Origin of the sequence: Paraprevotella xylaniphila YIT 11841 (assembly GCF_000205165.1) — a bacterium.
In the GTDB taxonomy this organism is placed as follows: domain Bacteria; phylum Bacteroidota; class Bacteroidia; order Bacteroidales; family Bacteroidaceae; genus Paraprevotella; species Paraprevotella xylaniphila.
This window is the reverse complement of sequence record NZ_GL883879.1, coordinates 82575-106220: the sequence shown is the minus strand read 5'-3', so window position 1 is coordinate 106220 and position 23646 is coordinate 82575. Positions and strand designations below refer to the sequence as shown.

At 49.5% G+C, this 23646-nt stretch carries 17 protein-coding genes; 9 read left to right on the top strand and 8 right to left on the bottom strand.

Features of this window, described 5'->3' with window-relative positions; genetic code table 11:
• The first annotated feature begins 84 nt into the window (after positions 1-84).
• A complete protein-coding gene (locus tag HMPREF9442_RS12230; RefSeq protein ID WP_040603085.1) occupies positions 85-2889 on the top strand; it encodes a LamG-like jellyroll fold domain-containing protein in 2805 nt (934 codons plus the stop codon).
• A 224-nt stretch (positions 2890-3113) separates the two neighbouring features.
• Entirely contained in the window at positions 3114-6788 is a 3675-nt protein-coding gene (locus HMPREF9442_RS12225) for a hypothetical protein (protein WP_008629043.1), read from the top strand.
• 80 nt (positions 6789-6868) lie between these two features.
• On the opposite strand, the gene HMPREF9442_RS12220 is transcribed toward HMPREF9442_RS12225, so the two are convergent.
• From HMPREF9442_RS12220 to HMPREF9442_RS12210, 3 genes are all read right to left on the bottom strand, one after another.
• Positions 6869-7564, bottom strand: a complete 696-nt coding sequence (locus HMPREF9442_RS12220) for an LrgB family protein (RefSeq protein ID WP_008629042.1) — start codon at positions 7562-7564, stop codon at positions 6869-6871.
• The gene (locus HMPREF9442_RS12215; protein ID WP_008616919.1) at positions 7545-7895 is read right to left on the bottom strand and encodes a CidA/LrgA family protein; all 351 of its coding nucleotides are present in this window, start codon (positions 7893-7895) and stop codon (positions 7545-7547) included. The genes HMPREF9442_RS12220 and HMPREF9442_RS12215 overlap by 20 nt, the downstream gene beginning before the upstream one ends.
• Before the next feature lie 126 nt (positions 7896-8021).
• The gene (locus HMPREF9442_RS12210; protein WP_008629040.1) at positions 8022-9362 is read right to left on the bottom strand and encodes a hypothetical protein; all 1341 of its coding nucleotides are present in this window, start codon (positions 9360-9362) and stop codon (positions 8022-8024) included.
• Between the two features lie 298 nt (positions 9363-9660).
• Between HMPREF9442_RS12210 and HMPREF9442_RS12205 the strand changes: the two genes are divergently transcribed.
• The 6 genes from HMPREF9442_RS12205 (at position 9661) to HMPREF9442_RS12180 (ending at position 18806) form a co-directional block, all read left to right on the top strand.
• Entirely contained in the window at positions 9661-11037 is a 1377-nt protein-coding gene (locus HMPREF9442_RS12205; protein ID WP_008629039.1) for an alkaline phosphatase, read from the top strand.
• Positions 11038-11268: 231 nt separating this feature from the next.
• On the top strand, positions 11269-14538 hold the full coding sequence (locus HMPREF9442_RS12200; protein ID WP_008629037.1) for a SusC/RagA family TonB-linked outer membrane protein: 3270 nt from the start codon (positions 11269-11271) through the stop codon (positions 14536-14538).
• A 12-nt stretch (positions 14539-14550) separates the two neighbouring features.
• A complete protein-coding gene (locus tag HMPREF9442_RS12195) occupies positions 14551-16014 on the top strand; it encodes a SusD/RagB family nutrient-binding outer membrane lipoprotein (RefSeq protein WP_087944119.1) in 1464 nt (487 codons plus the stop codon).
• 18 nt (positions 16015-16032) lie between these two features.
• Positions 16033-16581, top strand: coding sequence for a hypothetical protein (locus tag HMPREF9442_RS12190; RefSeq protein WP_008629034.1), 549 nt, complete (start codon positions 16033-16035; stop codon positions 16579-16581).
• Positions 16582-16587: 6 nt separating this feature from the next.
• On the top strand, positions 16588-18021 hold the full coding sequence (locus HMPREF9442_RS12185) for a calcineurin-like phosphoesterase C-terminal domain-containing protein (RefSeq protein WP_008629032.1): 1434 nt from the start codon (positions 16588-16590) through the stop codon (positions 18019-18021).
• A gap of 11 nt (positions 18022-18032) precedes the next feature.
• Positions 18033-18806 (top strand): glycerophosphodiester phosphodiesterase, encoded by a 774-nt coding sequence (locus tag HMPREF9442_RS12180; RefSeq protein WP_008629031.1) that lies wholly within the window; start codon positions 18033-18035, stop codon positions 18804-18806.
• An 8-nt stretch (positions 18807-18814) separates the two neighbouring features.
• Here the strand turns inward: HMPREF9442_RS12180 and HMPREF9442_RS12175 are convergent, their stop codons facing one another.
• Positions 18815-19747 carry a ComEA family DNA-binding protein gene (locus HMPREF9442_RS12175; RefSeq protein ID WP_008629030.1) on the bottom strand — a complete coding sequence of 311 codons (933 nt, stop codon included), beginning with the start codon at positions 19745-19747 and terminating at the stop codon, positions 18815-18817.
• A gap of 7 nt (positions 19748-19754) precedes the next feature.
• Entirely contained in the window at positions 19755-21113 is a 1359-nt protein-coding gene (locus HMPREF9442_RS12170; RefSeq protein ID WP_008629029.1) for a sodium-dependent transporter, read from the bottom strand.
• Positions 21114-21195: 82 nt separating this feature from the next.
• On the opposite strand from HMPREF9442_RS12170, the gene HMPREF9442_RS12165 reads away from it, so the two are divergent.
• Positions 21196-21591 (top strand): VanZ family protein, encoded by a 396-nt coding sequence (locus HMPREF9442_RS12165; RefSeq protein WP_008629028.1) that lies wholly within the window; start codon positions 21196-21198, stop codon positions 21589-21591.
• A gap of 27 nt (positions 21592-21618) precedes the next feature.
• Here HMPREF9442_RS12165 and HMPREF9442_RS12160 read toward each other — a convergent pair whose 3' ends face one another.
• Genes HMPREF9442_RS12160 through prfB form a run of 3 tightly spaced genes read right to left on the bottom strand, consistent with a single transcriptional unit; the run spans position 21619 to position 23372 of the window.
• Positions 21619-22095, bottom strand: coding sequence for a CYTH domain-containing protein (locus HMPREF9442_RS12160; RefSeq protein ID WP_008629027.1), 477 nt, complete (start codon positions 22093-22095; stop codon positions 21619-21621).
• A complete protein-coding gene (locus HMPREF9442_RS16475; RefSeq protein ID WP_008616959.1) occupies positions 22085-22234 on the bottom strand; it encodes a hypothetical protein in 150 nt (49 codons plus the stop codon). Before HMPREF9442_RS16475 ends, HMPREF9442_RS12160 begins: the two co-directional genes overlap by 11 nt.
• A gap of 25 nt (positions 22235-22259) precedes the next feature.
• Positions 22260-23372, bottom strand: coding sequence for a peptide chain release factor 2 (prfB, locus tag HMPREF9442_RS12155; RefSeq protein WP_008629026.1), 1113 nt, complete (start codon positions 23370-23372; stop codon positions 22260-22262).
• Positions 23373-23646: the final 274 nt, after the last annotated feature.

Here is a 23646-nt window from a genome sequence, read left to right as displayed (position 1 = left end):
TTCCGGATAATTATCTTGCATCTTTCCTTGGCCAAATCGCCTAATTTCTTTTTCTTTGCAGAGAAAACAAATCATTCATATCACATGAAAAGCCCAACATTACACCTGATTTCAATCATGACGGTGGGGTTCGTCACCCAACCCATGTTTGCCCAAAGTTTCAGTTCAAGCAGCAACTTGACGCCCCAGCCCACAGCTGACCGTACAGTCCCTTTCAAGCTTTCTGACAAAGGAATCGTACACGACGTGGAATGGGGTGCGGACATCGCATGGTTCGATGAAAACAACCTGCGACGCAGTGCCGCTTTCATGGGCAAAGACAACTTGGAAGTGGTCAGGACCTCTTTCCAACCCACGTACGCCCTGACAGACGGCGACCTGCAACAGGAACAAAAAGACACCATAGAAGCCCGCATCGCCATGCTGAAGTGGGTGAAGCCCGACGTAAAGCTAATGCTGAACTGCGACCACCCGCACGTAGACCCATGGTATGAAACCAATGCCGAAGCATGGGCACAACTCATTGATGTTTCTACGAAGTATTACCAAGAAGCAGGCTATGACGTGGTGTCGGTGGCTCCGTTCAACGAACCGGATTACGGATGGAACCAATGGATACCGGGAAGCCAAGACGGAATACTCAACACCACCCTGCGGAAAAACGGTTTCCGCCAAATAGCGGAAGAGCTTCGCAAGAATCCCCGTTTCGACGGCATCCGCATCTGCGGCGGCAACACGCTGAACTGCGATGAAGCCCTGCCTTGGTACAATTCGCTCAAAGACCAGTTGGATGAAGGCAATACCCACCAGCTGGCCGGAAGTTTCGACAATTTCGCCCAATTCTTCACTACCGTAAGGGAAGACGGCAAGCACGCCACGGCCGACGAGATGCACAACGTTATGGAAGCCATGGTGGGACTGGAATACGGCATGCAGACCGGAATATGGTGGGGATGGGCTGAATACACACGTGGCGAGTTCTGCAAGGCAAGCCATGGCGAACGGTTAGCCTACGCGGAACACCGCCCCAACTGGACAGCCGCCTCGGTCTACCGTGCACCGGACGGCAAGGTGCAAGCTTTCGGCGGCACATCCGAACGGCAGGCCGCTACCACCTCCTACCGTTTCCTTTCGAAAGAACGCGACGTATTCTTCGACGGGCACGGGCCGCAACGGGAATACATCATGGAGCTTCCGGGCGGGGCACCGGGAAGTTATCAGGACGGGCAGACCAATGCCGAAACCGTGGTGAACATCACGTGGGGCGACGACGTGCAACCCGTGGTGGACGGCACCTACGCATTAGTCAACAAAAGCAACCGGAAACTGTTGGACAACGACAACGGTTCCCTCACCTCGTCCACTTATTCCACAGGAAAGAAGTCGTTGCAATGGCACGTGAATCCGGTAGACGCCCGCATCGGAGGTGCGTTCAGTTACCACCAGATTCTTTCGGGCGTTTCAAACCAGACGCTAGACGTACTGAATTGGTCAATGGACGACGGTACGGAAATCATACTTTACCAAAACAACAAGGGCACTAACCAACAATGGTATTTGGAATATGCCGGCGACGGATGGTTCCGCATCCGAAACCGCAACAGTTCGCTGTGCCTCAAGACATCGGGAAGCAAAATCGTACAGGCCGAACCGGACGAAGAAAGCGCAGCTCAACTCTGGCGCTTCATCCCGACAGGCGTCCGTCCGCGCATCCGCGACATCGACGCTCCCACCGGCCTGAAAGCCGAAAGCCGCGCTTCTTCCGTACTACTGACATGGAACAAGGCTGATGCCACAGACCCGACCTACACCGTGCTGCGTTCGGAAAATCCGGAGGAGGATTATGAAATCATCGCACGATACGTGACAGACACGGCTTTCGTGGACAACAAAGCCGAAGAGGGAAAGACATATTATTACACCGTCAAGACGGTGGATGCTTCGGTGAACACTTCCCCGGCATCCTTGACCGCAAGCGCAAGCGTAGCTCCGACGGACGCCCTCGTTGCACGCTATGAATTTGAAGAAAACCTCCACGACACGACCCTTAACATCCGCCATGGAGCCATGCCGGAAGAAGGTGTGTATACCGAAGGAAAATCCGGACGATACGCTTTGGCGTTGAATGGTTCCGACCAGTACGTGCAACTGCCGACCAACGTGGCCGACCATGCGGAAACCACCATTTCAACCTGGGTGTACTGGCAAGGCGGCAACAGTTGGCAGCGCGTGTTTGACTTCGGGAACGGGGAAAACGAATATATGTTCCTCACCGTGCGTTCGGATGACGGGCGGATACGGTTTGCCATCAAAAACGACGGGGACGAACAGCAACTGGACGGTGAACGAATCACAACTTACCGCAAAGAATGGATACATCTGGCCGTCACGATGGACAAAGAGGAAGTACGCCTCTATTTGAACGGGGAACTCATGGCCTCTTCGAAAGACATCACCCTGCGCCCTTCCGACTTCCACCCGTTGCTGAACTACATCGGGCGCAGCCAGTCTGCAGCCGACCCGTTGTTCAACGGCAGTATCGACGACTTCCGTATATACGATTATGCTTTAAGTGCTGAAGACATCAAGAAGCTCGCAGACGGCACCACCCGTATCTGCGGCACGCCGAAAGACGAGCCAGGCGCGTTCGACGTAGGTCCGTTGCCTGCCGACCGCCGCCTCGACGTGCGTTACTTGTTGGACAACGGTCCGGAAAGAGTGGACTTCCACATTTACGACCTGCAAGGCAACATGCAACTTACCCAAAGAGGCACGAACGGAGCCACGACTTCATTCGATGTCAGCGGACTTCCTGACGGCATGTATATCCTGAAAGCCCGGTGCGGACAGGCGAACGACAGCAGGAAATTTACGGTACGGCATCCTTAACGTGGATGCGCACGGCCACACCCTAAACCGTCCCGGAAAACAGTTCCCTTGTTTTCCGGGACGGTTCCGTTTATGGAGCGGGAACTATTCGTGGAATACGCTCAATGCAAAAAAATACAAAAGTTTGCAAAAACGGGGGGGGTAAACGGGATTATCGTATATTTGACACCGTTTCCGGAAGGAAATAGAGAATATTGATATTATTAACTTAATTTCTGTCCAAAATGAAAAACAGATTACTTGCCTTAATGGCACTTTGCGGTGCGACTTCGTCAACACTTCCCTTGTGGGCCGCATGGGATGATCCCGTACTACAATTCACAGAACCGAACTTAGCTACCGATGGTACCGGAGGCGGGGTGTTCTACATCTACCACGTAGCCACACAAAAGTTCATGGCCGCCGGACAACCACACGGCACACGTCTTGTAGTAGCAGACGATGGACAAGAAGTAACCCTAAGTTACGGGCAAGACTATGAATTGAGCCGCCGTGCGGAGAGTGACCCTGAATACTCGGAAGCCTACGGTTGGCGCTTAAGTATGATGAAAGCTCCCTCCAACGGAGGTTTCCATGAGTTGTTCAACGATGCAGCCGCCAGCATTTGGGTAGACCACAACAAACAGGGACATATCTTATGGAAGATTGTGGCACAGGACAAGGCCAACAAGGTCTACCGCATAAAGATGATAGATGAAGACAAGCTTTATGGCACGGAAGCAAACGACGGCTTGTACGCCAATGCCTACATGGGAATAGACGAAGGAAAGCTTGAAGTGTCCCCGTCCATCGACACATCCACTTCCGGACATGAAACTGCCAGCTTGGATTGGAAGTTCGTGGATTCCGAGGTATATACGGTCTATAAAGCCAAGAAAGAATTGCAAACTCAACTGAATGCCGCTGACGAGGCCGGATTCAGCGATTATGCAAAGTATGCCGAGATTTATAATAAGGCTAACGCCACGGCTGAAGAAGTCGAAGAAGCAGCCAAAGCCTTAAAGCAAGACATCGTAAACTGGAAGAGTTCGGAAGCCACACCGGACAAACCCGTAGAATTCACTAACGCCATCGCTAATAATTCGTTTGCTGACGGGAACAACGGTTGGAATGTAGTGGGAAGCATCGGACATCAAAGCGGAACGAGCTACGAGACTGCCGACAACAAATACAAAATGGATCACTTCTCCGAAAAATGGGTGACTTCTGCCAACAACGGCAACCTTTCGGGCAATCCGATGGATATCTCCCAAACTTTGGAAAACATGCCTGTGGGAAAATACCGCCTCACGGCCAACACCATCGGATACTGGCAAGGCGACTGGCAAAATACCGTGCCCCATGGGGTCTACGTCTTTGCCGAGAACAACGGGACGGAATACCGTGCCGAAGCACACACCATCGAATTCGGTGGAATCAGAGGTACTGAAGCCCCTGCTGAAGGCATTCCTTCTCCGCGCAATGTAATCTTGGAATTCTTCGCTCTGGAAGGCTCTATCAAGATAGGCTTCAAGACCGTCAACACAAACTGCAACTGGGTGGGCGTGGACAATTTCAAGCTCGAATATCTGGGTCTGGTCGAAGGCGGCATGGCAGAAGAACTGAACAAGGTCATCACCAAAGCCGAAGAACTAAAAGCAAAATATGACACCAACCAAGAAAAATACTCAATAGCCGGAGAGGAAAAGTTCACCAAGATGCTCCAAGCCGCTAAAGATGCGGCCTCCAACCCGGAAGTCGATGACAAGACCTTGGGCATGTTACTCACTACGGTACAAACCGGCATGGACACGCTGACTGCTGATGTGAACGCCTACAAGACCTTGAACCAGAAAATTTTGGATTTGTCAAATGCATGGGACAACGGAGTATATGTAGATTTAGACCTCCCCGATTACGAGCAATTCCTCATAGATTTGGAAACGGCACGGGATGGCAGGACATTCAATCCCGCCGAAGTAGACAGCATACAACCGCGCGCCGACCGGATTTGGATGTCGGGAATAAAGAAGGCCTTACTAAATGGGGATACCGACAATGTGACTGGGATAATGAATAATCCCGGTTTTACGGGCAGCAAGGACGGGTGGAAATACGACTTCGTGTCTGGTGACAACAAGTTCAACTATGGCTATAACATGGGTGAAGTTTATCAAACGGTTTGTGACGTATACCAGGAGTTGGAGGGCTTGCCCAATGGCACGTATGAAGTCACTTTGCAAGGGTTCTACCGCCCGACATGGAATGGCACCTGCGCATCCGCATGGGGCCTGGAAGGCGATACCACGAATGACATTTTGGCTTATGCTTTCGGCAACAACACAAAAGCCAAGCTATGCCACCCGTTTGAATGCGTACAAGACACCAATACCGTGAACAATTGCGAGCAGTTGACAGCCGGTGGAGCGGAACTTGAAGGAAAGTGGACTCCCAATGGCATGGCCAGTGCTGCAGCCATCATGGAAGCCAACCCCGATGCTTATAAGCTCTCTTTCAAATGTTATGTGGAAGATGACGGGAAACTCCGTGTGGGAATAACCATTCCACAGGCCGGATTAGCCGGATATTGGGCTTTGTTTGACAACTTCCAAATCAAATACGCCGGAGCTGATGACATGAGCGGTGCCGTTTCTACCATCAACGCCCTGATTGCAGAAGCCACTGATTTGCTTAACAACGAAGAAGCCCTGACCACAGAAGAAGCCAAACAAACACTGGGCGCAGCCATCGAAGCTGCCAACAATGCCATAGCTGAAGGCTTGACCCTCGAAACCTACAAAGCACAAAACGAAGCTTTGAACGCTGCCATCAAGGGCGGACATGATGCCATGTCAGCAGCTTCCGCGTTCGAGACATTGGTAACAGAGCATATCAACAACTTCGACACGGGCGTATACGACCCATACTCGTCCAAAGCAGAATACGGTAAATTCCAAGACCTATTGTTGGATGAAATGGAACCGGCACTGGCACAAAGCCTGGAATCCATAAAATGGATTGAAGATGCCACCGTGAAAATCGACAAGGCTTACGCCACGATGGTAAGCACGGACATCGACTTCACCGGAGCTAGCATCAACGCGCCAGCCGATGTCACCGCAATGATACAAAGCCCGAGTTTCTCCGTTCCCGACCCGAACGACCCCTCCAAGGAACTCTCCTCCATCAAGGGATGGGTGACCACGGAAGGCAACAACGCCAACGCGACCGGTGCACAGAACTATGAGTTCTACGTGGGCAAGGGCGATGCAGACATCCACCAAGTACTGTATGCCTTACCCAAGGGATACTACCGTTTGGTTTATAACGGCTTTTACAGAGCCGGAGGAGCAGTGGAAGCCGCCGTTGCACACCGCGACAGCACGGATGCCCGGAATGCGAAAGTCTATGTAGAGGCCGGTGATGGTAAATGGAGCAAAGAACTGGCTTCCATTTTCGACCACGTAAACGAATACAAGTATGATGGCGGTGATTTCGCATTGGCTGACAGCCTCTTCCCTGAATCAGACAAACTTTACCACTTTGTGGTGAACAATGTGAACGGGACGAAAGCTGCATTCGACGAAGGATTGTACGAAGGTAACTTCTCATTCTACGTATCGGAGAACGGGCAACCTGTCACCATCGGAGTCAGCAAAAAAGAAGTAATTCCTAACGACTGGGCTATCTTTGACAATTTCCGCCTCTATTATTACGGTGACGGAGATGCTAACAAACCGGGAGACTTCACTTCTGCCATAGAAGATGCTGTTACCGACGGCAAGGCAAACGTAGTAAGCACAGCATGGTATACCATCAACGGCGTACGTGTAGATGAGCCGAAACAACGCGGTATCTATATTCGTCAGGATTTGATGAGCGACGGCACCAAGAAGTCAGTGAAAGTGATAGTCAAGTAACTTCTTGTTTAAGTTAATACAATGTTTTGTGATGAGCCGGTTCGAACCATGTGAATCGAACCGGCTCACTTTATCTCCTCTTAAACAATACCTAATAAATGCAACATCAAAGGCGTAAAAAGAGCCGTCAACAACCCGTTCAGAATCAATCCTAAGCTGGCATACGCCCCATAAATACGCCCGTATTCCATGGCACGCGATGTCCCGACGGCGTGCGAAGCCGTGCCCATGCTCAGGCTTTGGGCGATAGGGCTTTTCACCCTCCCTACCTGAAGAATCTTAAACCCGCATACCGCTCCGAACAGTCCGACCAACACGACAATGGCAGCCGTCAGGGAAGGAATACCGTTTAACGATTCCGTCACGGCCATCGCAATAGGAGTCGTGACCGACTTGGGCGCAAGGGAGATAATCACATCATCGGAGGCTCCCATCCATTTGGCAGTCAATACCACCGAAACAATGCCGACAAAACAACCGACCAACTGAGAAACCAACACCGGCATCAGTTGCCGCCGGATGCTCTTGAGTTGCAGATACAAAGGCACACCCAAAGCCACAATGGCCGGTTTGAGCCAGAAGTCGATGATGGAAGCACTCCCGGCATACGTCTCGTACGAAATACCCGTAACTTTCAGGAAGCCTATCAAGACCAATATGGCCAACAATATGGGATTCAACACCACCCAGCCTGTACGCGCCTGCAAACGTTTGGCCAGAAAATACACGCCGAACGTCAGCGCGATAAGGAAAAAATCACTTTCTAAATACTCCATGTCTTCTTACCCATTGATGCACGTGCCCCGTGACGACTAGAACCAATACCGTACTGACCACCGTGGCCGTAAAAATCGGCCAGAACTCAGCGGCAATCACATCGAAATAAAGCATCAGGGCCACTCCCGGCGGAACGAAAAAGAACCCCATGTTGCTTACTAAGAAATCTGAGATACCCTTGACCCAACGCAGCTTTACCCATCCCATCTGCAAGAAGGCGGTCAGGAGAAGCATACCGATAATGCTGCCCGGCAATTTTACCCCCGTGGCCCACACCACGAAGTCGCCCAAAGCCAGACAGCCGAACAAAATCGTACATTGTTTTACCATGTCTACAATCTTTATAACCTTAAAACGCTAAAAAAACTATATTCTTACTTACAAAAAGCCCTCGTGCGCCGCTCCCTCTCGAAACGACACACGAGGAATATTCTCAAAAGAGGCAAATATTACTCCTTAACGATTGATAATCAATTTTTCCGTAACTGTACCGCGAGTCGTTTTCTTCACCAAGATATAAATGCCACTCTTCTGTACGTACCCCTTTACATCTGCAATTTCTTCCGCAGACAAATCGCAAACTTTCACACCATCCAAAGCATAAAGCGTAGCCCCCAGAACCTCTCCGTCTGCCACAGCCGAAGAAACGGAAGAGCCGTCATGCCATTTCGTAAACTTCAGAATGGAATTCAATTCAAAGTTGCCTTCTCTGTCTGCAATATAACGTTTCATGCTGAGCGGACGGCCTTGCTCGTCGTACTCCCACTCCATCTTTTCTTTCGAAGAATACTCTACGCCTTCGTTTCCAATTTCTTCCCTTGAATTTTCAACCTCATCTCCCATTTCATTGAATACATGTGTCTCTTTCATAATAAAAAGGTCGCCGTAAGAGTTATCCCGGTCTTCCAACACATAGCTACCGTTGTCATCCGTATAGGTCAGCGTAACCACATCATCCAATATGTCTCCCGCTTTCATGGTCTGTGTCAGCGTTTTCTTGTCCTCGCTCACACTTCCGGTCAACACCAAGTCAAATGTCTCTCCGTCCTCAGTAACGGTTCCGGTAGCATTACAAATCCACGTACCACTCCCGAAATTTTCTGTCAAATCAATAGCATAAGCATTAAACGGAACCGCAGCATAAACCTCTTTTATATCGGTCACGTTCATCTCTGTCTTATAAAGGACTTCTCCGCCACCTCCATATTCTTCATACAAATTCCTCCATGAAGAAGGAACCTCACCGTTCCAGGTATAGATGTCCTCCATACGGAATTCACGGACATCCTCCACAGCCCGTGTCACACGCCCCGCCTGGTCCAACTCGATGATGTCATAATTTTCGTTCTCCAATTTCGTACGTACCCCTCCTTCCATCGTAGTACGTTGACGATATTCAAACGGGGTTTTCTCATGCGTTATGGCCGATTCCCGGTAATGATACTGGTCCAATAACACCGGATATCCCTTAGAATAGTCATAAGAGGATTTCTGAACATAAAAAGAGTCAACCTCTCCACTCATGGTATATACAGAAGAGGAAGAAACAATCTGCCCCTTTGCGTCATACTCATACCAATAATACGGCTCCTCAGAAACCTCTCCGTTATACACAGTATATTCCTCTGCCGACGCAGGCTGCACTCTTTCCACAGCCAAAACCGGACGAGCCTTCAGGATATTCTCTGTTCCCACTTTCATTTGCGCAGCTTTTCCTTTCTTCCGAATCAACTGTGCATTTACAGTCACAACGCCACACAATATGGCCATGCTAAAAAAAAGTAATCTTCCTTTCATACGCTTATTATTTAAATAATTGGTTGCAAAAATATCCCATAACCTCAAAATAAACAATAAACTTAGGATAAAAAAGTTTAATGCTTTGCTTTCTATTCATCCAATTGCCGTATATAACCTAACGCAATTATATTTCGTTGCACTTTTGACACATCACCATATTTTTCTCTGTTCCGCAGCGGAAAATATTAGATTTTGTTGAACATCAGACCGATTTTTCCGTAACTTTGGCTCATCAACTATTAGCATTGATATCATCATGAGAAGAAGACTACTATCACTTTATGCCGTCCTTTGTATGGCACTGGTCGTAATGGCTGAGGGCAAAGCCAAGTATGTATTTTATTTTATCGGTGACGGAATGGGAGTCAACCAAGTAAACGGAACGGAGACCTATATGGCTGCCGTGGAAGGGCGTATCGGAACATCACCGCTCTGCTTTGCACAATTTCCATACGTGGGGCTTGTCACGACGTATTCCGGTACGAACGGGGTAACCGATTCTGCCGCCGGAGGAACGGCCCTTGCTACCGGAAACAAAACGAAAAACGGAGCATTGGGCATCAAGTCCGACTTGACCACCCGCATCAATAGCATAGCCGCTTTGGCCAAATCAGAGGGGAAGGCCGTGGGCGTCACTACAAGCGTATCCGTGGATCATGCCACTCCCGCATCTTTCTATGCCCACGTAAAAGACCGGAACATGTATCATCAAATCGGCAAAGACCTCATAGCAGCCGGGTTCGATTTCTATGCCGGTTCCGATTTCCTGCAACCGGAAAACAATGAACTGAGCGGAAATAAGGACTTGTACACACAATGCCGGGAGGCCGGTTATACCATCGCACGCGGATATGCCGACTACCGTAAAAAGGCAAAAAAAGCCGATAAAATGCTCCTGTTGCAAACCGAAACGGCCAACAAGGCAGACCGTACCAGTATCCCCTACGCCATAGACCGTCAAAAGAATGACCTTACCTTACAGGATATTACTCGGGCAGCCATCCATTTCCTCAGCCAAAAGGATACGGACGGTTTCTTCTTGATGGTGGAAGGCGGAAAAATCGACTGGGCTTGCCACAGCAACGATGCGGCAACAGCTTTTAAAGAGGTTATAGACATGGACAATGCCATCAAAGTGGCATACGAGTTCTATGAACAGCATCCTGACGAAACGCTGATTATCATCACAGCCGACCACGAGACCGGAGGGATTGTTTTGGGAACAGGTAAGTACGAACTGCGTACCGACCTGCTGAAATACCAAAAACAAAGTGCGGGAGCCTTCAGTAAAATGATAGCCGCACAACACCAGAAAGAGGGCAAAAAGTTCACGTGGGATTTCGTACGCAAGCAGTTACAGGATAACTTCGGATTTTGGTCTCAAATACCATTGGATGAACGGGAAACGGAGCAACTCAAAAAAGCATACGAGAATTTTTGTGAAGGAGTGGCCAAAGACACGAAGACTTTGTATGAAAGCGAAAACATCATTGCCTCTACAGCACGGCAACTCATGGCTCGGAAAGCTATGGTAGGATGGCAAAGCGGAGGACATTCCAACGGCTATGTTCCGGTGTTTGCCATAGGAGCCGGTGCCGAAGAATTCACCGGACGTATCGACAACACGGAAATCCCTAAAAAGATAGCTGAAATAGCGGGCTACAAGGAATAAGGAAGACAAAACACACAACCTATAATAGAAAGAGAAGTACAGGAAGGAGTTCCTCGTACTTCTCTTTTTCTTCTTCAAATGTCATATAGGACTGATTTTATTCTCATTAACAGGAATGACATAGCATTGCAACCAACATTTAAAACGAACGTTACAGTGTCTTAAAAAGACTTTAGTTCCTTTGCAGTGTATTTAGAAAACGACTCAAATACATATAGCAAATAGAAAAAAATGGAAACTAAAGTTTTAACGAATTTGAGCAAGAGTATGGCAATCCTGGCTATCAGCAGCCTGACGACCCATGCCATACAGGCTCAAAGCTTGGTGAGAGGTCAAGTGACGGACACAAAGGGTGAACCGTTAATGGGCGCCACTATCAAGGTAAAGAACAGCCAAGAAGGAGCCATCACGGACTTGGACGGGAAGTTTTCGTTCGAAAGCAAACGGACGCTGACAGCCAAGGACCGCCTGGAGGTGAAATATGTAGGTTTCAAGACACAAGAAATCGAATATTCCAATAAAGCCCTCCAAGTTCATTTGGAGGAAGATGCGGAAGAAATCAATGAGGTAGTGGTAACCGCATTGGGCATCAAGCGCGACGAGAAAGGCTTGGGATACGCCACGACGAAAGTGGAAGGCAGCCAAATCACCGGTACAATGCCGGCTAACTGGTCGTCGGCTCTGACAGGAAAAGTGGCCGGATTGAGCATCATCTCTTCCGGAGGACCTCTAAGTACTAGCCGGATATCCGTCCGAGGAGATGTTTCACTGAATGCGAATGGCAATAATGCTTTGGTAGTCGTAGACGGTGTTCCCCTGAGCAGCCCGATGACCAACCCGGGAATGGCCTACGGAGCCGGCGATGCAGCCGAACTCTCGGTAGACTACGGCAATGGTTTCTCAGACTTGAATCCGGAAGACATCGAAAGTATCCAGGTATTGAAAGGAGCCAGTGCCACAGCCTTGTACGGTTCGCGCGCAGCAAACGGCGTAATCATGGTAACAACCAAATCGGGAGCCGGTGCCAAGAAGGGGCTTGGCGTTTCTTATAGTGCCCACGTCAGTATGGATAACGTCATGCGCTGGCCCGACTATCAATATGAATTCGGACAAGGACAAGCCAAAAACATCGGTGCGGAAGGTACGGCATACGCCGGACAACATTACTATTCATACGGTGCCGGTCCGGACGGGACCCCCAGTACCGGTGGAACCAGCAGCGCATTCGGTCCGCGTTTCGAAGGACAGATGTTCTATCAATACTCTCCGGAGAACCAAGGCCGTGCCGATGCTGCGACTCCTTGGGTGGCTTACAAAGACAACCGGAAAGACCTGTTTCAAACAGGTTATACACTGACCAACTCCGTAGCGTTGACCGGAAAATCAGACCGGGGCAACCTGAGAGCCTCTATCACACATACCAAAAACGAATGGATATTGCCCAATACCGGCTTTCAACGCGTATCGGCCATGGTATCGGCAGCCCAACAAATCTCACGTGCTTTACGTGTCAACTTCAAAACGAGCTATACTTATCGTAAAATCAACAACACTCCCGCATTGGGATACAACAGTAATTCCATTGCCTACTTCCTCATCTTCCAGAATCCGAACGTGAACCTGGACTGGTTGCGCCCCATGTGGAAAAAAGGGCAGGAAGGACTTGAACAGTTGCAGCCTTACAGCAGCTACATCGGTAATCCCTTTGTCACGCTGTATGAAGCAGAGAACCCTTCGGAAAAGCATAACGTCGTCTCTACCGTATCGGCCAACCTGAAGCTAAGCAGCAAGTTCGACTTCATGATACGTTCCGGCATACAACTCTCGGCCGACCAACGCGAACAGCATCGCCCCATCAGCGACGTGGTATTCCGCAACGGGTTCTTTAAAAAAGAAAACGTTTTCGACTACGAATTGAATAGCGATGCCTTGTTGACCTATCATGATTCATACGACGGAGGATTCCACCTCAATGCTTCCGTAGGAGGCAACATGATGCAACAACGTTATGACTTACTGTCGGCTTCCGTCAACGGACTTATTACCCCCGGTGTGTACAAGCTGTCTAACGGAATCTCTAACCCGAACGTCGTGAATACCATCCGACGGAAAGCTTTGAACAGCCTTTATTTCACCGCCAACCTATCCTGGCAGTCCAAACTGTTCCTCGATGTGACAGGACGCAACGACTGGTCGTCTACCCTTCCCCGTAACCACCGTTCTTTCTTCTATCCTTCGGTCAGCGCCAGTGCCGTCATGAATGAATTATTTGCCCTGCCCGACCCCGTCAGTTTCTTTAAGCTCAGGGCTTCTTTTGCCCAAGTAGGTAACGACACCGACCCTTATAAGACCTCCGCTTACTACGACAACAGCAATTTTCCGGGGGCGGCCGAAGTGGCTTCCACTTTATACAATCAAGACTTTAAACCTGAAATCTCGACGAACTACGAGGCCGGCTTCGACTTCCGTATGTTCGACAATCGAATAGGTGTAGACTTCTCGTTTTACTATAATCGCACTAAAAACCAAATTTTGGATGCTCCTCTCGACCCGACCACAGGATACAGCCGCGGCACAATCAATTCCGGCTGCGTCCGTAACAGGGGATATGAATTGGAAATCACGGCCACGCCGGTCCTGACACGCGACTTCCGATGGAACACGACGCTCACATGGTCGAAGAATGACAATAAAATACTTTCACTGGCTGAAGGAGCAGACGAAAACCAGGTCATCAGCACTGTGGGAACCGCATCCATCATCGGACGTGTAGGAGGTACCACAGGAGATTTATGGGGCTACAAACTGGTACGCGACCCCGAGGGCAACGTGATTATCGGAGACAACGGCTTACCCGAACAAGCCGACGAAATCGAATATGTAGGTACAGCCTATGCCGACTGGAAAGCCGGATGGTATAATGAGTTCTCTTATAAAGGCTTTAAATTAGGAATCCTGCTTGACGGACAAGTAGGCGGTACAATCTACAGCATGTCATTCCACAAAATGATGGAACAAGGCAAACTCACACAATCCCTGAACGGACGCCTTCCGGGCACGGAGTATTATATGGATGCCAACGACCCGCGCATTGCAGCCGCCGGCTACACGCCCCAAAGCGGAATGTACATGATAGCACCGGGCGTGGTACGGAATGACGACGGAACGTTCTCGCCCAACACGAAAGTGGTAACTATCGAAAGTTTTTATAAGGAGTATTATCGGAGAGCCAATGTAGAAACCAACTCGTTCGATGCCTCTTTCTTGAAAATCAGAGAAATCCGATTGGAATACGAACTCCCTAAGAAAGTCTTGGAAAAATCTCCATTCTCAAAAGCCTCGATAGCCGTATACGGACGCAATCTGTGGTGTTTCACTGACTATCCTCTCTTCGACCCGGAATCCGTAGCCTTGGATGGCAGTTCCATGGTATCCGGTATAGAAACAGGCTCGCTGCCTACTACAAGAACTTTCGGCTTCAACCTCAATCTTACTTTCTAAAAAACAAAAACAATGAAAAGAACGAATCTTTTAAGAAATATCACACTCGGAATGGTATTAAGCGGCTTTGCCTGCTCGTCATGTACCGACTTCGATGAACTGAATACAGACCCCACACGTATGGAAAAGGTGAATCCCGGCACTCTGCTCGACCCGATTCTTTACGACATGGGCACTTATAACTGGAACCGCTATTACGACTACACATTTCCTTTGATGCAATGCCTCGTAAGCAATAACGGCACAAGCGGGGTCGGATGGTGGAACATGACAGACTCCCGGGGCGACGGAACATGGAACACCTACTACAAATGGATCAACAATGCCAAAGAAATCCAACGGCTCAATGCCCAACTGGCTTCCCCAGAACCGAACTACGAGGCTGTATCCCTCACCTTGCAAAGCTGGATGTACGGCATATTGGCCGATGCTTTCGGTGACATTCCCATGTCGGAAGCCTGTTCGGCCGACCAAGGTATTCTTGCTCCCCGGTTCGACCGGCAAGAACAAGCCTACCGGCAAATCCTCGACAATCTGAAAACGGCCAACAGTTTGTTCGACACAGAAAGCGGACTCGTGTACAACACTTCCGGAGACATGCTTTACAGCACTACCGACGGAGAAGGCATCAAGAAATGGCAGAAATTCTGTAATTCGCTCCGCATGCGTACCTTGACCCGGCTCTTGGATGCAGAAGGTTTTAACGCACAAGCCGAATTACAAGAAATGTACAATAATCCGGCTACGTATCCCGTATTCGAATCTAATGACGATGCTGCCATGTTGGGCATCTCGGGGGTATTCCCTGAAGAGGCACCCATGGCACGCCCTCAAGATTTCACTTCATACGTCAACTTATCTGAATTCTTCATCGACCTGCTCAACTTTTGGAATGACCCGCGCCTGCCGGTATTTGCCACCCAAGTGGAACAGGAAGACGGTACCAAAGCCTACGTGGGACTTCCCAGTGGTTATCTGACTCTACCGGCCATAACAGCTTCCCTCCCCAACCAAAGCATGGCAAAGGCTCCTATGGAGCTTACCTTGATGTCGTACGCAGAAGTGGAATTCATCAAGGCAGAATTGTTCCAAAAAGGAATCCTCCCCGGAGGTGCCACAGAAGCTGAAACCGCTTACAAGAAAGGTGTACAGGCTTCTGTGGAACAGTGGAACGCCACACTCCCCGCCGATTATTTCGATAATCCCCAAGCCCGATACGACGGTTCCTTGGAGCGTATCATGAATCAAAAGTTCGTGGCCTTGTATTTCTGCGACTATCAACAATGGTTCGAATACAACCGCACGGGGTATCCGGTTCTTCCCGTAGGAGAAGGCATACAAATCAGCCACAACCAAATGCCTCGAAGGTTTAAATATCCGGCCGCCGTGCAACGTACCAATATGGCAAACTACCAGGAAGCCAAAAAAAACATGGGCGGCGATGAGTTTTCCATCAAATTGATTTGGCAGAAGTAAAGCAAAACATAGAAGAACATGAAAAAAATTATTGTAGCAATGGCTGTTTGCTGCTGCGCAGGAACAGTCCCCGTAGAAGCCCGTCCGGAGAACCATACGGAAACAACCGTCTCCACGTCCCATCCGGAAAAAAGAAACACCGAGAGTAAAGAAGCGTCAGGCACGGAGTTTGTATTCGACATATATGGCGACATTCCCGTAGCAAAAGTAGTTTTCGAATCCGACCACTTCCTCGGAGAGGGTATCGCTAAAAAGTGGGACACTTTCGTCCATAACTATACTCATGAATACGACATGTCCGTCGGTTTCTCCGACACATCGGTAGAAATAGTCAAACCGGCGGTATACAAAGCCGTCAACAAGGTGAATAAATATTATAAGAAAGCCGTCAACAAAAATCAGATTAGCCGCGATGCCGCCATCACCAACATGGCCCATATCCTGGACTGCGCCAACGTAATCTGCTTCGAACAAGACACCCAAACCTTAGAGCAAGCTTTGCGCTCGGCCGACCGACCGGAAGCAATCATCGCCCTATTCGATAAAGTAAAACTCAGAAAACATTAAAAAGCTATGAAACGTAACTATAAACATATCCTATTCCCGTTTGTTTTATGCGGACTGATGGCTGCCCAGACCTCGGCAGCCCCGGGAATCGTCAAAGGCCGTATCACCGACACCCAAGGAAAACCCGTAGCCCAAGTAGTCGTGACAGACGGACGTAATTTCACTACGACCGATGGCACGGGACATTACCGCATGGAAAGCGATGCAGAACGCCAACCGTTGGTTTACATCTCAACCCCATCTGCCTACAAGTTACCGGCAACCGACGGAATTGCTGACAGGTTCTACCAATTCCAAAAAGCGGATTCGCAAGAAAACACCTGTAATTTCACGCTTGAACCACGGGAAACCCCTACCCGCCGGTTTGTGTACATTGCCATTTCCGACCCTCAAGTGAAAACCGACGCCCATCTCGACCGTTTCCGGAAAGAAACCGTTCCCGACCTGAAATGCACTGTGGATTCTTTCAAAGGACAAGAAGTGGTAGGCATGGCCGTGGGAGATTTGGTCTGGGATGCCATGAACCTGGTAGAACCATATAAAGAATGTGTTTCCCACTTGGGACTGACGATGTTCCAAGCCATCGGAAATCATGATTTCAACCTTAAGTATGCCGATATGGAACGCACGGCAGTTCCGGAATCGGGTTATGGAGAAGCCGATTACCACAAAGCATTCGGCCCTACCGATTACTCTTTCAACATCGGCCAGGTACATGTCGTAACCATGAAAGACATAGACTACCAAGGCGGAAAGAAATACAAAGAAGCTTTTACTCCGGCCCAACTGGCATGGTTGAAAAAGGATTTGAGCTACGTGCCCAAAGGCAGCCTCGTGTTCCTCAACCTGCACGCACCTACTTCCAATACAACGGCAGAGGGCAGTGGAAACACAAGTAATACATCAGAGTTGTTGGACATTCTCAAAGATTACCAGGTACATATATTTGCCGGCCATACCCACTTCTACGAAAACGCACAACCTGCGGCTAACATCTACGAGCACAACATAGGAGCCGCCTGCGGAGCGTGGTGGGCCGGACACGTGAACCGTTGCGGGGCTCCCAATGGATACCTTATAGTAGAGGTAGACGACAAAAACGTGAAATGGCACTACAAAGCTACCGGGAAACCCTCTGACTACCAATTCCGCACCTATAAGCCGGGAGAATTCAAGAGCCAACCGAAACAAGTCGTGGCCAACATCTGGGACTGGGATCCGGACTGGAAAGTAGAATGGTTCGAAGACGGAAAACCGAAAGGCCCGATGCAGCCATTCGAAGATGAAGACCAGGACTTCATCACAATGAAAAACGGAAAAGCAGAAGGCTACCACACCCGCCATCTTTTCCGTGCCCAACCTTCCACGTCGGCCCGAACCATCACGGTCAAAGCGACTAACCGTTTTCATGAAAACTACACACAACAAATCGAACTATAAGCCTGATAAAAATGAACATCTATCAAAAAACCATTGCTACAGCCTGTCTTTGCCTCGCCGCACTAAGCATCCAGGCACAGACTCAAGTCATCGCCCATCGAGGTTATTGGAAAGCCGAAGGTTCGGCACAAAACTCATTGGCCTCTTTAAGAAAAGCGGCCGAAGCGAAAGTCTACGGGAGTGAATTCGACGTACAAATGACTGCCGACGGCATCGTGGTTGTCAATCATGACAATACCATCGGTTCGACAGCCATATCCCGGGCTACTTACGAGCAAATCAAAGAGAGCAAACTCAAAAACGGGGAGACGTTACCCACTTTGCAAGCTTATTTAGAGGAAGGACGCAAGCTGAAAGACCTGCAGCTTATTCTTGAAATCAAGAAGAACAAAAACAAAGAACATGAAGACCAAGCCGTGAAAACCATCGTAAAAATGGTAAAAGACATGGGAATGGAAAAACAAACGGAATACATCTCTTTCAGCCTGAACGTATGCGAACAGTTAGTCAAAGCCACCAACGGAGCCTCCGAGATATTCTACATCAACGGAGACCTCTCGCCCCAGGAAGCCAAGGCCAAAGGTTTCACCGGCATAGACTATAATTTCAAGGTGTTCGACCAACATCCCGAATGGGTAGAAGAAGCGCATCGTTGCGGTCTGAAAGTAAATGCCTGGACGACGAACAAAGAAGAAGACCTGAAAAGAATGCGCGACCTGGGAGTAGATTTTGTCACGACCGACCACCCCGTAGAGGCCATACGACTCATGAAAGAAAAATCATAGCGGACGAATCATTCCTCAAAACTCACATAAGGCTGCAGGCGTTCCAAATCGGAAGGGGAAAACTCCTCGTACAACGACAACGCTTGCAGCTTTTTTATCGGCCCGTATTTACGGCGATGCTCCACTATCACCCGGCTCTGATAGAAATTCAAATAGGGATGACGGCGCAAGACTTCTACCGACATCCGGTTGACCAGCAACGGACGATGTACGGCCGGAGATACCGTAAACCATCTTCCGATGTTTTCAGGCAACTCCCCCATCTCCTTCAGTTGAGCCACAGACACAAAACCGCCCAAACGGTTGCGATAGTCCACAATCCGCCTCGCATAATAAGAGCCGATACCGGGAATCTTCTTCAATGTAGCCGTATCGGCCGTGTTCAGTTCCACCCGTATGCCTTCCGGGAATTTCTCTTGCCGTGGAGGGAGTTCCACGGTGTCTGTTCCCGGCAGACCGTGAGGGTACAAGTCCGACATCAACTTATACTTATCAGCGATACGGATATAAGGCAACAGCCTTTCGTAGTCTCCTTTTGTCAGTCCGTAAAGTTTGGAAAAATCTTCCGGACGGTGGTAACGTCCGCCACGTGCCCGGTATTTATAAATATTGCGCACTTGCCATGGCGACAAGCCCAAACGGAGCAAAGCGGTGGAATCGGCCGTATTGGGGTCGAAAAAGAATGTAGCCGGTTTCGCCTTAACAGGTTGTCCATAGGTTGGCCCGCTACGTACGACTACCACGGTATCCGGTTTCAATCCGGCAAAAAAGCGTTCATAAACCAACGAGTCTCCGCTGCCTTCTTTCGCCGGTGTCCGACGGTCGAACCACAAGAAAAAAGAAGTGGATAACACAATCCCCATCAATACGCCCGCCAACAGCAAGACCGCCCTTCTGTCCGCTTTCGAAAAATAGAAGAGATTACGCCACGTCCGCCTCATTTTCCGGTCATTTGAACAATTCGTTTACAAAAATGGAAGCAATGGCCACTGGGGCCACAAATTTCAACAGAAAGATATAGAAGCCGAAAAACGGTATCCGGAGCTTCCCCCAATCCGTCACTTCCTCCCGCACGATCCTACGGTCAAGATACCAACCGGTAAAGATAGAAATGAACATCCCGCCCAAAGGCAGCATCAGCTTGGCTGTGACAAAATCGAAAAGATCAAAAATAGTCATTCCTCCCAAACGGATTCCGTTCAACAGCCCGAAAGACAAAGCGCAAAATACCCCCAACGTCATACAAACCAAGGTCACCACGGTGGCAGCTTTCTTACGGGAAAGTTTAAAACGCTCGTGCAGATAGGCTGTAGCCACTTCATGCAAAGAAATGGTGGAAGTCAGCGCTGCCAACACCAACAATACGTAAAACATGAGCGAAAAGATATAGCCCACCCACGGTACACTCTTGAAAGCCAACTGGAACACATTGGGCAAAGTGACAAACACCAATCCCGGACCGGCATCGGGCGACAGCCCCGGAACAGAATAGACTGCCGGAAAAATGATGAAACCGGCCAACACGGCCACAAACGTGTCTATCAACGCCACGCTTCCGGCTGTCTTTACCAGATTGGCATCACGCGTAAAATAGGAAGCATACGTACAAAGACATCCCATGCCGACACTCATGGAAAAGAAAGCCTGCCCCATGGCATCGAGCACCACCTTGCCGTCTACCTTACTGAAATCGGGACGCAACAGGAAAGCCAACCCCTCGGACGAACCGGGCATGGAGAAAGAACAAACCACCAAGACACAAATAATCAACAGCAGCAACGGCATCATGACTTTGGAGAACTTCTCTATGCCGTCTTTCACCCCCCGGACGATGACGACATGTGTCAACAGGATAAAAGCCGCCATATAGAGTACAGGTTTCCAAGGACTGCCGACAAAGTCATTGAAGAAAAGCGTATAGTCCTTGCTCCCGGAAAGCCGCCCCGTAGCCGATGTCACCATATACTCCAATGTCCATCCGGCCACTACGCCATAATATCCCAAGATAAGAAAAGCTGCCACGACCCCCATCATACCGACCCATTTCCAATGTGTGCCCGGTGCCAACACTTCGTATGCCCCTCCCGTATTGGCCCGTGAACGGCGACCGATAAGAAACTCGGAAACCATCACCGGTATGCCCAGAAACATCACACACAGGATATAAACCAAAATAAAGGCAGCCCCGCCGTTCTCGCCCACTTCGCAAGGAAAACGCCAGATGTTCCCCAACCCGACAGCCGACCCGGCCGAAGCCAATATGATCCCGATCTTACTTCCAAAATTCACTCTTTCATTTGCCGACATAAGCCCGTTCTTAAAAATTAGACCTGTAATGCCGACAAAAGTACGAAAAAAGAATTATTTTTGCAGATAAATTGTTATTTATATGACGCACGAACTAACAAAATGGATAAGAAGACATCCGATTAGCGTTATCCTCATTCTCGTAATCTGGTATCTCTCGCTGTTTACCCCACCCAAGACCGAACTGGCCAACGTACGCTTTATTGACAAGTGGGCGCACTTGTTGATGTATGGTTCGTTGGCATTTGTCTTATGGATGGAAGACTGGCGTGTGCGGAAGGCTTCCCCCTCCATGCCATGTGCCCTTGCCCTCTATATAGGACCGGTAGCCATGAGCGGACTCATCGAATTGGCACAAGCCTACTGCACCACCGACCGGAGCGGCGACTGGCTCGACTTGGCCGCCAATGCCATAGGAGCATTGGCCGGCATTGTCCTCAGCGGCATGCTCACCCGGAAAATGCGCAAGAAAGCATAGCTCGCCGCACGCTACGCCTTCGCACCCCTATCCTTCCCGCCAAAGTTTATACGGATAAGTACGAAGGTGGGAATTGTAGTAACGGCGATCGCCTGTGACTTCCCGTCCAATGAAACCGGGCTTTTCAAAAGCTTCTTGTTCGTCGGAAAGTTCCACCTCGGCCATAATCAGCCCTTCGTTGTCGCCATAGAACTCATCGACCTCGAACACGTGCCGCCCCGACCGCACAAGGTAACGCGTCTTGTCGATTACACCCGGTTCGCACAACCTCATCAGGTCTTCCGCGTCCTGCAAGGGTACTTCCGTCTCGAATTCATAACGCGAGATGCCCGCTTCATTCGAACGGCCTTTTATCGTGAGATACCCCTTGTCGTCGCGAATACGGACACGCACCGTAGCCTTCCCCACCGTAGAAATATAGCCCTGCCGGATACGGCTGCTACTGTATGCCTGCGACTTGAAGTCACCCGTGACCAGAAACTTACGTTCTATTTCAAAACTCATTTCCCATGATGGCGAAAGCAATGATACCCAAGACAATCAGCACCGCCAAGGCACCGATCAAAGCTCCCATTGCGCGTTTCTGCTTCTTCTCTTCACGGGCGGCACGAGCGGCACGTCTCATTTGTTTTTTCACACTCATAGTCGTATCGTTTTAAAGGTAAAACTCATTCTCCTCCGGCAAACTCCATCAGATAGGACTTGATGAAGCCATCCAATTTCCCATCCATCACCCCGTTCACGTCCGATGTCTGGTAATTCGTACGGTGGTCTTTCACACGACGGTCGTCGAACACGTAACTGCGTATCTGGCTCCCCCACTCGATTTTCTTCTTTCCGGCCTCGATTTCAGCCTGTTTGGCCTTACGTTTCTGCAAGGCACGGTCGTAGAGCTGCGACTTCAAAAGGCGCATGGCATTCTCGCGGTTCTCCAACTGCTTGCGGCTTTCCGTGTTTTCGATGAGGATTTCTTCTTCCTCGCCCGTATCGGGATCTTTATATTGGTAGCGCAAGCGCACGCCGGTCTCCACCTTGTTGACGTTCTGTCCGCCGGCACCTCCGGAACGGAACAAGTCCCATGACACACGGGAAGGATCCACATACACTTCTATGGAATCGTCCACCAAAGGTGTCACGAACACCGACGCAAACGAAGTCATGCGCTTGCCCTGCGCATTGTAAGGCGACACACGCACCAAACGATGCACGCCATTCTCCGATTTCAGGTAGCCGTAGGCAAACTCGCCCTCGATTTGCATGGTCACCGTCTTGATACCGGCCTCATCGCCGTCCTGATAGTTGCTAATGGTACATTTATAACCATGGGATTCCGCCCAACGCATGTACATGCGCATCAGCATCGACGCCCAGTCCTGACTTTCCGTACCTCCGGCACCGGAATTGATTTTCAGCACCGCGTCCATCGGGTCTTCCTCCTGCCGCAACATATTGCGCAGCTCAAGGTCTTCAAGGGCATCCACCGTACGACTGTACAATCCGTCCACCTCTTCTTCGGTAACCATCTCTTCCTTGTAGAAATCAAAAGCAAGTTCCAACTCATCGCACAGCGTCTTGACCTCCTTATAACCGTCAATCCACTTCTGCAAGCCCTTTACTTTTTTCATCTGTTCTTCCGCAGCCTTGGCATCGTCCCAAAACCCCGGAGCCTGTGTGCGGAGCTGCTCTTCCTCCACTTGGATTTTCTTGTTTTCAATATCCAGATAGCGGTAAAGCGCCTCAGTACGCGTCTTAATATCTTTCAGTTGCTCAATGGTTATCATAAACTCAAAACTTTATCACAAAGATAGATATAAAAAACCAAAAATCTTATCTATTCCACCCAAAAATAAAAAAGGACAAGCATAGACAAAGGTATGCAGTCCCCCCAAATCTGCCATTTTGTCAGTTTTCATCGTCCGAGAATCGCTTATTTGAGGGCATCCGCGTCCTTACCCGTCTATAAACGAATCTCAAAGCATGCCTTTTTATCAAACCGTCGGTCGTTCGTCCATCCGGCTTGACAAAAGAAACCGTATTTCCGTCAACCTGCGGCAA